This window comes from Planctomycetaceae bacterium (assembly GCA_041398825.1).
Taxonomy (GTDB): Bacteria; Planctomycetota; Planctomycetia; order Planctomycetales; family Planctomycetaceae; genus F1-80-MAGs062.
This window is the reverse complement of sequence record JAWKTX010000009.1, coordinates 17,779-34,190: the sequence shown is the minus strand read 5'-3', so window position 1 is coordinate 34,190 and position 16,412 is coordinate 17,779. Positions and strand designations below refer to the sequence as shown.

At 54.0% G+C, this 16,412-nt stretch carries 7 protein-coding genes; 4 read left to right on the top strand and 3 right to left on the bottom strand.

Features of this window, described 5'->3' with window-relative positions; all coding sequences use genetic code 11:
- Positions 1-66: 66 nt before the first annotated feature.
- On the bottom strand, positions 67-3,891 hold the full coding sequence (locus tag R3C20_16575; protein MEZ6042120.1) for a hypothetical protein: 3,825 nt from the start codon (positions 3,889-3,891) through the stop codon (positions 67-69).
- Positions 3,892-4,520: 629 nt separating this feature from the next.
- Here R3C20_16575 and R3C20_16570 point away from each other — a divergent pair.
- The 4 genes from R3C20_16570 to R3C20_16555 all read left to right on the top strand — a co-directional run bounded on the left by R3C20_16570 (position 4,521) and on the right by R3C20_16555 (position 10,824).
- Complete coding sequence (locus R3C20_16570; GenBank protein ID MEZ6042119.1) at positions 4,521-5,627, top strand: serine/threonine-protein kinase; 1,107 nt, start codon at positions 4,521-4,523, stop codon at positions 5,625-5,627.
- A gap of 26 nt (positions 5,628-5,653) precedes the next feature.
- Positions 5,654-8,626 (top strand): PSD1 and planctomycete cytochrome C domain-containing protein, encoded by a 2,973-nt coding sequence (locus R3C20_16565; GenBank protein MEZ6042118.1) that lies wholly within the window; start codon positions 5,654-5,656, stop codon positions 8,624-8,626.
- Between the two features lie 436 nt (positions 8,627-9,062).
- Positions 9,063-9,674, top strand: coding sequence for an adenylyl-sulfate kinase (gene cysC, locus R3C20_16560; GenBank protein MEZ6042117.1), 612 nt, complete (start codon positions 9,063-9,065; stop codon positions 9,672-9,674).
- Between the two features lie 193 nt (positions 9,675-9,867).
- Positions 9,868-10,824, top strand: a complete 957-nt coding sequence (locus R3C20_16555) for a thioredoxin domain-containing protein (protein MEZ6042116.1) — start codon at positions 9,868-9,870, stop codon at positions 10,822-10,824.
- Between the two features lie 102 nt (positions 10,825-10,926).
- Here R3C20_16555 and R3C20_16550 read toward each other — a convergent pair whose 3' ends face one another.
- A complete protein-coding gene (locus R3C20_16550) occupies positions 10,927-12,111 on the bottom strand; it encodes a hypothetical protein (protein ID MEZ6042115.1) in 1,185 nt (394 codons plus the stop codon).
- A 351-nt stretch (positions 12,112-12,462) separates the two neighbouring features.
- Positions 12,463-16,308 (bottom strand): glutamine synthetase adenylyltransferase, encoded by a 3,846-nt coding sequence (locus R3C20_16545; protein MEZ6042114.1) that lies wholly within the window; start codon positions 16,306-16,308, stop codon positions 12,463-12,465.
- Positions 16,309-16,412 lie beyond the last annotated feature (104 nt).

The following is a 16,412-nucleotide window of genomic DNA, read 5'->3' as shown; positions in this document are numbered from 1 at the left end:
GCAACAAACCTTCTATTGGCAAATCCCGCACACGGATTCGAGGATTTCATTCTACTTCGGCAAGCATTATTGCTCGGGCGGCTTGGGACGCCTGGCAGGCTTCGTTTCGTTCGCTGCGGGCGGCTTTGGTCGAGTTCCTGGTGACGGAGAAGGCTTGCCTTCTGACGCAGACGAAGACGGTGGGCGTTTCGCAGGTGGTTGCCCCGATGGCTTTGGTCGAGGGGCATTTCCTCCGTTCGTCGCAGGTGGACTAACGTCGGGCGGATTCGGCCTTTTCTTAGCGGGCTGTGCGGTAGGCTGCCCCGGCGCTGGTCGGCCCGGAGGGGCCGGTTTTTCTGCGGCGGGGCGGGGTGAAGCTTTTTCAACCGGTCGCTTCGCGCCCGACGACGGGTTACGGGGCTCTGCCGGTTTCTGCGCGGCTTTCGGTTGAGCCGACGGCACACCGGACGAGACCTGTCCACTTGTGGTCGGGGGGCGACGCACGGGCTTAGCTCCCGCAACTGGCGAATTTTCACTGGACGCTGACGAAGGTTTCGGCACGGATGGTGTTTGTTTAGGGCGGGGAGCCGCTGCCTTTTCTGACGTCTTCGCACGGGGGGATTTTGTACCACCGCTCGAAAGGTTACTCAGGTCAGGTATCCCACCGTCGCCACCACCAATGGTTGGAAAGGCATTGTTTCCGGGGCTGGAGAATGTGGTGCGAACTCTCTTCTTCGGCTTATTGAGTAAGAAGTAGAACGCTGCTGCCAGACCAGCCGCAAGACAGACTCCAATCAAGGGGAGGAGGATTCCACTGCCGCCTGCATCCGCCGTCGCGGCATCTGTTTTGGCGGTTGTTGAGTTCGAAGGCGAATCCTGCGGGGTTGGTACGGGATCAGGTTCGACGGGGGCCACAGTCACCGGCCTCGCAAGTGGCTTTGGTAACTCACCCAGATCCGCCTGGATATCCTGGTAGAGCCGGTCGAATTTTGCCCACCAGCTGTTGTCGATATCGCGAAAGACCTCAACAAAAATTGTGATTTCAGCCAGAGCAGACTTTAGTTGTTCCTGTGCGTCGGCGGCCCCCGATGCGGCGTACCTTCGACGACAGTTGGAGACTTCCCAACGAGCCTCCAGGAAGCGATCTTTGAAATCAACGTTCGAATCATCTGCAGAAGTTCGGGACAGTGTTTGTTGAAGTCGACGCGCGATATTCGACCAGCCCCAAATCAGAAGATCGTCTGAGCCATCCTTTTTGACCCCCTGAATTGCCTCAAGCAGTTTGGCAGGTTCTCCATTGGCGCCCCAGTCGGAAAGGATACGTGCTGCTTCGAACTGGGCATCCAGGGCAAGATCATTCTGGAGAAGAATTGTCTTCGTGATTTCCAGAGCATCCTGAAACTGGAGTTGCTGTCGCCGACACCGAGCCAATCGAAGATTGATCGCGGTCGTTGTCGGTTCCTGAGTCAGGTTTCCGGTCAGAATTTCATTGTACGCAGTGGCCGCCTTGTCATAGTAAGCGGCTGCCGCTGCGACGTCTTCAGAAACACCCTGGCCAAGCCCGAAATAGGTCTCCCCGATCCATAGCAGAGAGTTGTAATCGCTCTGGTTTCGCTGTGCGTAGACTTTCTCCAGGAACTTCTCAAACGACGATCTCACTTCGTTCAGACGCTGCGTTTCATTGGCCGCTTTCAGTCGCTTCAATTCTTCCTGCAATTCCTGACCAAGCTGCGTGTACACCGCGGTGATGTCCTGACCGCCTGTCTTTTCGAGCAAAGCCATTGTGGCGATGGCCTGATCGATCTGCTGCGTTCCGACATAAGCGCGCAGAAGCAGACGATATGTCAGCCCGGCAAATGATTGGCTTTTGATTCCCTTCGCGGGGCGAGTGGTGCCTTCAGCCACCGAAATCAGTGAGACGACTGCATTCTCTCCACCGTCCGTCAGGCGCTTAATGGTCTCCTGGAAACGTCCTTCCAGATTCAGAATGCTGGCAAGTGACACCTCAGCCGCCACGACCTCATCCGAAGGTTTGACATTCTCTCCGCCAGCAGTTCTGGAGATTTTCACTCCGTCTGCCAGTAATGCCATGGCTTCTTCGCGCAGCTTCTTCAGATCGTCCGGATTCCTGCGATCCAGCGGATCCTTGGTTTCTTCTTCAGCAGACTGTCTGGCGTACGCTGCCCAGAATGACTGCCCGGCACTAATGCGGGCCGAGGCGTACTTCGGATCATTCTGAGGCACCTGAAGAAACCACTTCGCGGCCTCCATTGGATTTTCAAGCTGCTGATAAACGAGCCCAAGGCGAATTCGAGCTTCATTTCCGCGTGCCGACTGGGGATACAGCTTAAGAATTTCAAGGCAAACATCCCGGATGAGAGTGGTCTCGAAATCACGATCATTCGGCGGCGCGTCGTTCCACGCCTGCACCGCCGCCGAAATTGCAATTTCTGTCGCATTCAAGGCGGTATCCGGGTCTGCGATGGCATCTTTTGTCATGCAGTAGGATGACATGATGATCGCATCAAAATTCTTCCTCTGTCGGAAGTAGACGAAAGAAAGAAGATATCGTGCCTGTGCTACAGCTTTTGCATCAGTCGTGTCTTCCCGGAGGTCCAGAGCCAATCGGAGCAGTCTGCCGACTTCATTGATGTGCAGGTCGAGGGCATTCTGTTTCGTTTCACGTTCTGCGCCGGTTGCATTTGCAGCCTCACCCTTCAGACGTTCGATTTCGTCGATCATTCCCCGAGCACGTTCGAAAGCTGTCTCAAAGTCGCGGGGCTCTTTATCTTTATCACCCAGCGCGGCTTTGATCCGTCGACTTAACGCGTTGGCCGGCTCACGGAAAGCCCCGGGGTACCGTCCTACTGACTGAGCGTCCTCCATCGCCTGACGAAGCAGAACCTCTCTGTTCTTGGGGTCACCGCTTCGATCTTCGGCGAGCTTCTCTTCCGCCAGGGCCTTTTCCCACAGAATTCCAAGTCCCGTTGGAGTAGCGATCTTCGATCGGTTCTCCTGAAGCCATTCGCTGGCTTCCTTCAAAACGACCTGGTGATCTGACTTTTGCGGATCATTGAGACAGATGAGTCGATAGTGCAGAGCAATACTTTTCAGGTCGCGTACGGCAGGGTGGTCCGATCTATGGTCTTTCATCTCGTTGTAGATGCCGAGCGCACGACCGATGTCCCCCTGTTCCTGGAAACACTTTCCCATCATCAGGCGCGCGTTCTGCCCGATGACATTTGTCCGGCGACTTGTGTGAATTTCCTCGAAGAGCTCAGACGCCCGAATCAATGTTTCATTTCGCTCTTTGGACCCCGCCTCGTACGTCTGTCCTCGTTCGTAGGTGCATCGACTGAGCTGAAACCATGCTCTCAGGTATCTCGCCTCAGCATCCTTCCGCGCCTGAAACTGCTCTGGCTCGCGTGCTTCATCAATGAAGGTTGGGAAGGATTTGTACTGACTTTCATAAAGATCGAATGCCTTTTTATAAATGCCTTCTGCGTCATCGATCAGTTTTCTGGCGGCACCCTGTAATTCCGCTTTCCTGTCGGCGTTCGACGGCGACTCCGTTTGCCAGATCAGAGTCCGAGCGCGTTCAAAAAGTAACTCCCCCAGGCTGGAGTTTGCGAAAGCAGCCATTTCATGCTGTGGGTTGGCGGCAATGAACTTTCGAAAGGCCGCTTCAGCCTGGCCAAGGTGTTGCTCGCGATCTTCGGGTACGCGTGCAGCTGCACCCATTTGTTGCAGCGTGATCCCTCGCTGCAGTTCAATTGTCTGCCTGAATTCCGGGCTGATGCGTGACGATTTTTCCAGTTCGTTCAAATATTCGACGGCCGTGTCGTAGTAGGAACGTTCCCTGAGTCCCTCCAGAAACAGTGTTTCATGGTCTTCGGATTGCGCAGACAGCATCGTGGCGGAGACGGCAGCGATGCTTAGAACAGTAGGAACCAATAATCTGCTGATCTGGAAGTCCACGTGAACTCCTTGCATTTGCAGAGTCAACTGCATTCAGTTCTCACCCCGATCTCCCACACGCGACTACAGCGTCAGGGGATGAGAGTGATACAAATAAAGAATCCGTAAAGGTCCGGAATCAATTGTGGTGGATTACGTTAATCCAGATTCCGTGAATGTCCATCCGGGATGATCCAGGTGAAGGACCCCTGAAGAGAATCGCTCCGACCTGGGCCTCAGTTTTGCGTCAGATTGACTAATCGTTCTGTCTGGACGATCGCAACACTGATTCAGCCCGACGCTGATGCAGATTTACCCGAAGCTGGTTAGCATAGGACGCTGCAAACACGCTGGCAACAGGGGGCAACAGATTTGAGCAGGCAGTTCGCCCCATTTCCTCAGCCAGCCGGTCAAAGTCCCCTGCGCCAGACATCAATTGCAAAACGTTTGCCATTCGCAACACCGGTCAATGTTGAGGAATCGAACATTTTGGCGTATGAATCCGGTCCGACGTTCGTCGTCAGAATACAAACCACCCCCTTGCGGGAGTCGCAGGGCGCTTGATTTCGAACAGGAGGTCCGCAGTGGCCGAGAATACAAATATCAACCTATCCGACACCGACCGCGACCTGCCGAAGCACGTGAAAAACGGCTTTATGCGGTACAAAGACTTTAAGCCGCTGACACAGGGAGGTGAAGCGATTCTGCGGACCTGCGTTGATGAAAATCTTGGTCGGACCGTGGTTATGAAGACACTTCAGCCACAGTTCCAGAATCTGGACACGTACCAGAAGCGATTTCTTCGAGAAGCTCGCGTGACTTCGCAGATTCCGCACCCGGCGACCATCCCGGTCTATGAACTCAGTCGGGATTCGGAAGGAAATCCGTACTTCACGATGAAGAAGCTCGGAGGACGGGACCTCTGCGACATCCTCGATCACATCGCAGAAGGACATGAACCCACGAAAAGCCAGTTCAGCCGGGATCAGTTGATTAACGTTCTGGTCCATGTTGCTCAATGCCTTTCGTTCTCACATTCGCGCGGTGTTGTGCACCGGGACATGAAACCCGCAAACATCATGATTGGTGAATACGGTGAAGTGATGGTTCTGGACTGGGGGCTTGCCAAGGTCTGGGACATGGACGATGACGACGAAGTCGACAAACTCATCCGCAGTGGACAGCAGCGGATTGCGGGACGATTGACGGGCAAAGGTGACGTTCAGGGAACACCTTTTTACATGTCGCCCGAACAGGCCACTGAAACCGGAGACGTCGACGAACGGACCGATATCTACAACATGGGGATTATCCTTTTTGAAGTTCTGACAGGCGAAAGCTACATGTCGGGTAAGAACTTCAAGGAAATCAAGCGCAAGATCCTCGAAGATCCCATCCGGGAGCCGGCCAAAGTTGCACCCAGGAATGGCATCTCTCCGGAATTGAACGCCATTTGTGTCAAAGCTCTGCAGAAAGAACCGAAGGATCGTTATTCGAAAATGAGCCTGATGATGGAAGACTTACGAGCCTCGCTTCTCGGAAATCCGGTTTCCGTCTACTCAGAACCAACCGTGGTCAAACTTCTGAAATGGCGTGATCGCAAGGTGCTGAGTGCTGCTTCTGTGGTCTGGATGGTGATTGGAGTACTTTGTACTCTCGCAATTCAGTACATCGTTGGATATCTGACGTAGAACACTCCGAGCGAAAGAACCTCGAGATGTCGGCAATCAACCTGTCGTCTGCTGGTAGCGACGGTACCGTGCGTGCGTTCGAACAACGACGCACTGGCCTCACTCGGATGAAATGCACACAAGCCCGCTGCGTCGCATCAGTCGTCGTTGCGATCTTCATGTTATCGGCTTTATCCGACGTGAATGCTCAGGATGGCAACCGAGCGCAAGTCACACAGAGTGCAGAAATACAGAGTGCAGAAACACTGTTTGCACTGGAGATCCAGCCGCTCCTGCAGCGTCGGTGTTTTGGGTGTCATGGCTCGGATGAAGCCGATCGAGAAGGCAACCTGGATCTCACCAGCCATGAGAGCGCATTGAAGGGAGGAAGCTCCGGCCCCATTGCGTTGGTTCCCGGAGACTCGGCAGACAGTCTGCTATTTCAGCTGGCATCCGGGGCGGATCCGGACCGCATGATGCCGCCGAAAGCATCCGAGCGTCTCACCGCGGAAGAGTTGAAGCTTTTGGAAAGCTGGATCAAGCAGGGTGCGCCCTGGCCAAGCGACAACGAAATCGAACGAATTCGCCATGAATCGGGCAGCGGCCTCGTTGTGAAAACCAGCGGTGGCCTCACTGCAGACTGGAATAACCGGCGATACGAGCCAAAACACCTTTGGGCGTTTCAAGCCCTCTCAGACTCCTCACCTCCAGCCAGTACGATTTCCGGGCACTCCGCTGTGCCCCCAACGATCTCAAATGGAATCGATGCCTTTGTTGCTCAAAAGCTGATGGATATCGGTTTATCTCCCGCCCCAGTGGCCGACAGAAGAACATTGATCCGACGGGTCACTTTTGATCTGATCGGCCTGCCCCCAACACCTGACGAGATTGAAGCTTTTCTGCGCGACACTCGCGCTGATTCCGCTGCATTTTCAGATGTCGTGGACCGTTTGCTGGATGATCCCAGATATGGTGAACACTGGGCACGGCACTGGCTGGACGTGGCCAGGTATGCCGACACTGCAGGACTTGCCAACGATTTTGAACGCCCGAATGCCTGGAGATATCGCGACTACGTGGTTCGTTCGTTCAATAAGGATGCGCCTTACGACCAGTTCGTGCGAGAACAGATTGCAGGGGATGAACAGGCTCTGGTGACCAGCGACGGACTGATTGCCGTGGGATTTCTGCGAATGGGGCCTTGGGAACAAACGGGGATGAGCGTAGCTCGGCTGACCCGACAACAGTTTCTGGACGACGTCACAGACATTGTTGGTCAGACTTTCCTTTCAACTCCCCTGCAATGCTGCCGTTGTCATGATCACAAGTTTGACCCGATTCCGACGCGCGACTATTACGCAATTCAGGCCGTTTTCGCTTCAACGCAGTTCGCCGACAGGGATCTTGAATTTCAGCCCGTAGAGGATCCGGGAGATATTACGTTCGACAGAAGCACCCTGCGCACACAGATTAAATCCTACGAAGCAAGCCTGGCAGCGATTCATCAAAAGAATGTTCAGGCGGAACGGGACTGGTATGCGGAACGCGGACTTCCGTACGTGGCACGCAGCGAGATCAAAAAGAATTCAATTCCGCCGGATCAAATAGCGCCACGCCACCTCGGATTAACGACGGAGGACTTTGGTTTCGAACGTGTGTGTCGAAAGAATCTTGTCCGCCACCGGTGGGAGCTGGATCGTTACCAACCCATCGCATTTTCCGTCTACAGCGGAGAAAATATCGACCTCAGGTCGGTTTCAAGTCGGATTTCACTCCCCGAAAACCTGGGATCACCCGCTGATCCGCCCGTCACTCATATCCTTATCGGAGGCAGCCTTGATGCACCGACAGAAGCCGTCACTCCGGGCGTACTAAGCTGTCTCCAGCAGACATTGACGCCCGTTGAAGCGAGTCGTGGCGGACTACGGAATGTCGGTTTCACAATCCCCGACACCATGAATGGACGACGCGCTGCACTGGCTGACTGGATTGCTTCGCCATCGAACGTCCTGGCAATGCGGTCGATTGTCAACCGAGTTTGGGCATGGCATTTCGGTCAGGGAATCGCCGGAAATCCAAACAACTTTGGACAAACCGGCCGGCATCCGACTCATCCCGAGTTGCTCGACTGGCTTGTCAAACAATTCATCAAAGACGAAATGCGATTCAAATCACTCCATCGACACATACTGCTGTCCGAAACCTGGCGGAGATCATCCAGCCATCCAGACCCGCGGAGCGTTCAGCAACTTGACCCGAACAACACGTCTCTTGCAGTATTTCGGGTAAGACGGCTTGAGGCGGAAGAGATGAGGGACTCGATACTGCACGTGAGTGGTGAATTAAATCTCCGGATGGGCGGGGTGCCGGTTCGGCCGGAAATCAACATGGAAGCAGCTTTACAGCCAAGACAGATCATGGGCACCTACGCGCCAGCCTGGCAACCGTCCGCTCGGCCGGAACAGAGGCATCGCCGGAGCATTTATGCGATGAAAGTTCGTGGTTTAAAGGACCCGACGATGGATGTGTTTAACCAGCCATCGCCCGATTTATCGTGTGAGCGCCGGGAGACGTCGACCGTGACTCCCCAGGCATTCGCGATGATGAACTCCAGCGACATGCAGAACCGCGCCATCGCCTGGGCGGCTGAGTTGCTGAGTTCTGACGGCCGAGATGAGCCCACAACGCTGGACGATGGACAAATTCTCGAAAAGGCCTTCCTTACAGCGTTTGGGCGGCGGCCGGATATTCTTGAGTCGAACGAATGCCTTAGCCATTGGCGCAAAATGACACGACGACACGAATCTTTGTCGTATGCGGCAATCAATCCGCCCGTTCAGATTACTCGTCAAGCCATTGAAGAAATGAACGGCGAACCGTTCACTTTTACAGAACTGCTGGAATCGAACCGACACTTCGTCGCAGACCTCCAATTTGCGGATTGCGACGCACGCACCCGAGGACTGGCTGAGGTTTGCCTGGTTCTTCTGAACAGTAATGAATTTGTGTATATCGATTAGCGATCTGCAGCCCCTGCTCCCGGCGAAGGTTGCGGCCTTCGGGTTTGATCCATCCGAAATGCAAGGGCCAGGCAGGCCTCAGGATCGGGAACCCGAATGTGATTCAGAACGGGAACTACCGGTCACCGACCAGCGTTCAGGGACAGTTCAGGTCCCCGACATCCGCTGATGGCCAAAGAGCGGTGCGACCGCTCGCTGCAATATCACAATGGGCTCGAAATCATTGAAAAAAGGCCAAATTGGTCGTTACCGGGGATTGTCTCAGTCTCGGTGAAACGCCGAACCCGCCCCGCAATCCATTGCCTGCGAACAGTTCGCCTCTATCATTCAGGCCAGTAGGGCCGCCTTGGGGCGTCAGTAACGCAGGACGTCCATCACACGGCAAACCGCAATCGAAAACGAATTTTGCTGCACGAACCCGGGAGTTTTTCAGGCAATGACCGAACAGAAGGCAACGAACGTAACTTGGCACGACCATCAGGTGACGAAGGAAGAACGTCAGAAACTTAACGGTCACAAAGGTGCCGTGCTGTGGTTCACCGGGCTGAGCGGTTGTGGAAAAAGTACCGTCGCAAACGCAGTAGACGCGATTCTCCACTCCCGGGGAATCCACACGTTCGTGCTTGACGGTGATAACATCCGAATGGGTCTCAACAAGAACCTTGGGTTCTCGCCGGAAGACCGCACCGAAAATATTCGTCGTATCGGCGAGGTCTCCAAGCTGTTTTGCCACGCTGCAACCATTGTCTCAACAGCATTCATTTCTCCCTACAAAGCCGATCGCGATCTGGTTCGATCAGTGATGGGTGAAGGCGAGTTCATTGAAATCTACGTGAACGCAAGCCTGGAAACATGCGAAGCTCGTGATCCAAAAGGGTTGTACAAGAAGGCACGGGCGGGCGAGATCAAAGGGTTCACTGGCATTGATGCCCCCTACGAAGCGCCGGACGCGCCTGAGCTCGTACTCGATTCCGACAGTAAGGGGATTGAAGAACTTGCGAACGAGGTGATTGCTTACCTCGACTCAAAGGGATATTTCTCCGCATAGTACAGTTAATGATCGACGCCCAGACTGCCCGGCAGTCTGGGCTCTGTTCTGGTTGCCGAATATCCCGGTGACCATCGATTCTGCCTCAATCCTGAATCCAATCGGAAGGCAGAAATCCCTGTTCCCTGCTCCTCCGTGGCGGCGATTCAACTTCAGGATGGCCGGGGTGAGCAATTGAAAGGACGCATTGCCAATGACCAGCATGCTATTCGTGGCAGCATTTTCGTTTCATCAGGTCATTTTTCTGGCATCCAGCAGGCTCCTGCTGGACAACGTTGCAGACCCGAACGTTGACCGAACGGACCAGCAAGTCGAACAATCATCGGGAATGCCGGATTCCGCGCTTCCCGGAACCTGGCTGCTCTCTTTCGAAGAGGCAGAGAAAATCGCTATCCGTCAGCAGGTTCCGCTGATTGTCCACTTCGAGGCTTCCTGGTGTGGACCGTGTCGACAAATGGAGTCTTCCGTGCTGAACAAGGCTGCAGTGCAGGATCAGCTGAAGCACCGATTTGTGGGGGTCCGCGTGGATGCAGATCATCACAGCGACCTCGTCTCCCGCTTTGGCGTTGCGTCTCTTCCAACCGAAGTGATCATATCTCATGATGGTCGTGAGCTGGCTCGCTATGTGGGAGTGACCTCACTGGATTCCTACATCGCTCGCTTGAACGATCTGGCCGGGCATTCGAACCCTCAGAAGTCTGCAGGTTCTAAGGCTGACGACGAATCAAACCGCTCCTGTCTGATTGTTCGACACGATGGCAAGATGGTTGGCCTTGGTGGCTTCTCACCTGTCGCACTGATTGGGGAGAAGGTCTGGGAAAAAGGTACCGAGCAATTCGTTGGAACCTTCGAAGACGTTGACTACTTTTTTCGTTCCGAATTCGAACGGGACCGATTCCTGAACGATCCCCAGGCATTCCTGCCAAGACTTCATGGCTGCGACCCGGTTTCGCTCTACATGAAAAACCGTGCAGAGGCAGGCTCAATCGAATATGGAGCCTTCTACAAGGGCCAGCTGTACTTTTTTGCGAGCATTCAAAACCGTCGCACATTTCAGCGAAACCCGGATTTCTACGCCGGGGGCGTTATGCGGGACTACATCGACAATTCGGAACAGTTCCCGTTCATCGATTCGACGATTCTTGAATGACCATTCAGCGCATCACTTCATATAAGTAAATCACCAAACAGCCCGGGAAGATCCTCGGGCTGTTTCGCTTTGCCCCGGAAGCGTGCCTTCCGCCGGGAAGAATCACCGTAGGATGGCAGTCCCTGAAGCAGCGGTCTGAAACACGACAGGTTGAGGAATAGCCTCCGGGAAATACACATAGTTGCTGATGCTGGAGGCGATCCACGGTCGCTGGTAGTACTCCGGCCAGAGATGTTTGTCCCGGATGTAGCGTGAGACATCAAGGTCTCGCACTTTTCGTCCGTGGTACCCAAGCTCTTCCCGGTCATCCTCTGTGAACCCTGCCTGCCCCAGTGAACGGCTTGAAAACGGTGGTTTTCGCAGCGGATACAACTTCAACGCGAGGTCATGCTTGTTTCGAAGGTTCAGCAAACATTCGACACAGCACAACGCTCGTCCAAATCGTTCGTCAGGATTCAGCCAGTCATGGTCGATCGCGCTGGCGGCAAATACAACGCGAATCCGTCGGTTTCGGCAACTCACACAGGGATGCGAATAGCCTTCGACAACACCACCGCCCATCAAATGAAGTGACGAAGCCACAACACGAGTGCCGTGGCTGTGTCCAATCAATGAAACAGGAGACTCCGGAGGCAAACGCTGTATCAGGTCTGCCAGATAGAAACCGTTTAAAGAGGCTCTCCGTCCAAGCACGCTGATATCCAGCTGGACAATTGGTCCGAGTGGCCGATAGCTGGGCCACGTGAAGTAGATGAACTGGAGCGGTAGTTCAGGACGTCCCGCCTGAAGCCATTTCCAGGTGCAACGGGACTCCGTATAGACGCTCTGCCAATCCATAAAGCTTCCATGTGCAGCAACCGAGACAGGCAGCCCCGGCGACAGGGAAGCCAGAAGCTCATCTAATGAACTATGTCGAAAACCAATGCATTCGTCATACCGGATGACTTTTGGACAGAACCCGGAGCGACGACTGAATGACTGCGACAAATCATGTGTACTGACAATCCAGTAGCCATGCCCCGGCGGAATAAACTGGACACCGGACGTGCTGGATTCAGGAAGGGTCAGCGGTGCTGATTCAAAAGTTAGTCCCTGAGTCTGATTCGACGGTGAGAAGGCAATTCGACTCGAATCGGCCAGAGGGATAGCGATTGGCGGTTCTGCGCCCGATGAATCTGCGCCCGATGAATCTGTCTGTGCAAATGCGGCCGGAAGACTTATGCAGGCGGCTGCGAATACCAGAAACAATCGCAGAGTGTGAGAGTGAGAGAGGGACACAGTCGGCATGTCTACACCCAGACTCTTCGAAAGTACCTTCATGGTGCTGTCGAAGACTGCAAAGGGAATCCTGCCGCATCCCATCGGCTTCGGGCCAGTTGAGCGCAAATACAAGCTATGTGGCTGTGTGCGCAAACGATCTTCCCAATGGTCATCGACGAGATGACAGTCTCTCTGTTTTTTTTTGCGTGAGTTTGTGTTTATGCCTGAATTGAGGATTAGTCAGAACAACGCAGAAGGATACCCCTGCCCGGATGATCCCCTGCCCCGGATGATCCCCAGCCCCGGATGATCCACAGCCCCGCAAGAACCTGTTCTGTTCCTTCCGGCGCGGCGTCGGTGATTCAATTCCTGCATTCGTTAAGATCTGGCAGGTCGCATCGCCCGACAATGCTGTTCGACACTGTGACTAAAATTTCTGACGGCCTGCATTTGCGTGTCCAGGGCTTCCAGAGTGAAGCCGGTGTGGTGGATTGACTTCATTCGACGCTGAAGCTGGAGGAAGTCATCCGAATCTGGTTCGGGAACGGTTAGATCTCGAGCATTTCCTCGAACCATTCGAAGGCAGTCAATCAATTCCCGCAGAAAGACGTAAGCTGTTTCAATCTGAGAGAACTGTTCCGGTGCGATTAATCCAAGACGAGCAGTTCGTCGGAGGGCGGTCAGCGTATTGCTGTGGCGTAATTCAGGGATCTCCTTGCCAAAGGAAATCTGGATGGCCTGCACTGCATATTCCAGATCCACCAGTCCTCCGTCGCTGAGCTTTGCATTGATGCTGCCGCCTCGCACAAGTTGACGAATCTGTCTCTCACGCATTGCCCGCATGGCAGAAAAGTCAAACGTATCCCGCGCGTAGATCACTTCATGACACGTTCGAATGACTTCTTCAGAGAACTCACGATCCCCCATCAGCAGTCGAAGCTTGACCAGCCCCTGACGTTCATACGGCCAGGCTGGCCCATTCGGCCCGTAGTACGAGATAAAGTCTCTCAGTGACACTGCTGCCGATCCAGCCTGACCAAACGGGCGCATTCGCAGGTCAACGTGAAAGATGCCGTCCTGACGAGCAGAAATCCCTGATCGAACGGCATTGATCAGTAAGTCGAAGAAACGAGACGTGGAGATTTGGTTTACGCCGTTTGTTGTCCCGTCGGAATGATAGATCAGTAACAATTCGATATCGGATGCGTAACCCATCTCAATGCCGCCGCATTTCCCAAGTCCGGCGACCACATATGGGCAGTGTTCTCGCCCCGAATGAATCAGTTCCGGCGTTCCATATTCTTTTTCAAGTTGTCGTCCAGCGATCAGGAACGCCCGTTCGACGACCAGTTCAGCAAGCTCAGTGATTTCTTCAGAGAATGCGCCGAAAGGATGGCAGTGTCCCAGCACATGCCGCATGTCAATGCGAAACAGATGTCGATCTTTGAATGTATTCAGTCTTTGCCATGGATCCTGAACGTACAGGGCGTTCATTTCATCGTTCAGCTGCCGGCTTAATTCTTCTCGTGAAATTCGATCATTCAGAGCAGCAACATTGGTCAGCAGCGGAAGAAGCTCGTCGTGCCGTGCGCGAAGAAAGTCTTCCCAGAGAAACTGACTAATTCCCAGGACACGTGCAATTGCATGCAACACCCCTGGATTTCTCATTGCTTCGATATTCTGAACAGATGAGGCTGACGGCTGCAGTCTTGCCAGTAACTCGCGAAATCGAATCAGGGCTTTCTGGGGATCAGATGTCGTTGGAAGCCAGTGAGTGAACTGCTTGATCAATGCAATAAACACCCGCAATTCTTCCAGTCTTTCATCACGAATGACCGGCGTGCGATCCTTCTCCGTAATGTCGATGGTGTCTCGAACCTGGTTACCTTCAGAAGCCACGATTGACCGAACGATTCGGAACTGGCTGATCGAAAGGGCATTGGACATTTCAAACAAAAATCCGGGCGTATCGGTCCCACTGATCTCAAGGCGTGTTTCCTGAGCAGCGTCGTCAGGGATGACATCAATCTGCATATCCGCCAGATGCAGGCCGGTATTGCCCGATTTGGATGCTGCAGCACCGGTCACCGAGACCGAATTCTGGGCGGCAGTCATCGTCCGGCAGAAGCGTTCGATTAGATGGTTTCGGACCCGTTGAATGTTCCCATTCTCCACCTGCTCAAACAGCGACTGGATTTCAGATGACAGCGAGTTGGCAAATGCATGCGGATCATTCACGGTTTCGCTGAAAGATTTGTATCCGGCGGCCTCGAAACTGCCGGATGGTTCCACTGTCATCTGGAAATAGAAGAAATCTTTGACGGGGGACTCGCCGTTGGCGGCCGACTCAAAAATACCTGCTTCTCCCTGAAGAATATTCAGATCTCTGCTGGCAATGAGTCCCGTAATGACCGACAGCCAACCGGACGTTGCAGTTCCCAGAATAACCAGTTCTGCACCTTTCGCAGACTTCTGAAGAAAGACTGCCGGAGACGAGAGATCCTCCACTGAAAGCTGGTAACGCTGCAGCAATTGTTCAGCACGCACACTTGTTGAAGGAGTTGCCACGACGTCCGGAGTACAGGAAGCACTCCCGGAATCCGGGCCTTCTTCTGGGGGGGACGTTCTCAGCAATTCGCCGCCGGAGCTGATCGGTGGAAGCGCCGCATTGTCGCCCACCATTCCTTCGGTTTCGACATTCCGAAGGCACTCATCGAAGATGTTTCGGATCGACGTTCGATGCTCATTGAAACGCCGGAACAGAGTCTCTTCGCCGGGATAATCCAGGCGATAGGCAAGCCACTCTCTTTGTGGTAATTCTGCTGGCAGCTCATGTGTCTGCTGGTTGTGCAGCAGTTGCAAAGAATGCTCAACTGTCCTCAGAAACACGTACCCCGCCCGAAGCTGTCGGTACCACTTCGGGCTGATTAGTCCAAATTCCGTGAGACGTACAAGGGAATCGAGCGTGTTGAAGCTCAGAATTCGGGGCTCTGCTGATCCATGTGCCAATTGCAGATACTGAACCAGAAACTCAACATCACGAATGGATCCAATGCCCAGCTTCACTTCGACATCGAGCCGCCCTCTTTGTCTCAGCCGCTGTTCAATGCGTTCCTTCATCTGCTGGATGCTGGTGCGAATCACCGATTCGGGCTCCTGCAGCAGAAGTGGACGAATGCGGCGGAGGAATTCCCCTCCCAACTCACTATTACCAGCGACAACGCGTGCTTTCAGCAGTGCCTGTTTTTCCCAGAGTGCGGCATCGGTTTGAAGGTACGAACAATATGCGTCGATCGTGCTGACAAGCGGTCCAGCATCTCCCCAGGGTCGCAGCCGAAGATCGACACGATAAAGGAAGCCGGGAGAAACATTGTCTGCAAGTCCATCTATTGTCAGGCGGGCAATTTTCTGGGTCACGCCAGCCTCTTCATCGCTGATCAGAATCAGATCGATGTCCGAACTGTAGTTCAGTTCTTCGCCGCCATGTTTGCCGAGTGCGATGACAACCATCGACTGGGCGTCCGCACCGCATTCTGCTGCCGCAAGTTGAAGGCAAACCTGCACCATAGCATCGGCCAGCAGCGACAACTGCAGAGTGACAAAGCGCAGATCCATCAGTCCAAACAGGTCGCACATGCTAATCCGCAGCAGTTCGCGGCGGTGGAACCTGCGCAGAGCGGCGAGTTTCCTCTGACGCTTTAAACTTTCAGGATTGATGCCACCAGGCGTATGTCCATCGGCAGGACTTTTTTCTTTCGAGCAGTATTGTTCAATGGCGACAAAAGCTTCCTGACTGAATTGCTCTCGCGATTTGACCTCTGATACTCCTCCGCCCTTGATGAGCGTATTCAGCGAGTCCGGATCTGCGACAAGCGTTTGCGTGAGGAACGGACTGCCGCATGCGATCCTTGCGAGCACTTCGAGCGCTCTGGGGGTCCCCCCGAACAGAGAGAATGGGTCGAAATGAGGAATTGCGTTTGCGACGAACTGTGTCACGGAATGGAGCACACGGTCTCGAAGCGGGGCGTCACGCAGTACACGCTCCAGAGTTACATACCAGGCAGGATCTTCTCTGAATCCACCGGGCGGCTGCTCGGCACTCAAGCTTCGCAGGGTTTCAAGTTCCCTGCAGGCCGATTCCGGATCATCGTATCCAGCGGCCAGCAAATAACGGACATTTGCTTCTCTGTGCCCGACTGTCAGCTTGTCAAATCGTGGAAACATCTGAGCAAAGTTCGTTTTCGTCAGGCGTGGGGCTAAAATCGATCTCAGAAATCACACCCCACTCATCCTTCGATTCGTTTAGAACTGACTGAAAGTCGTTTCAC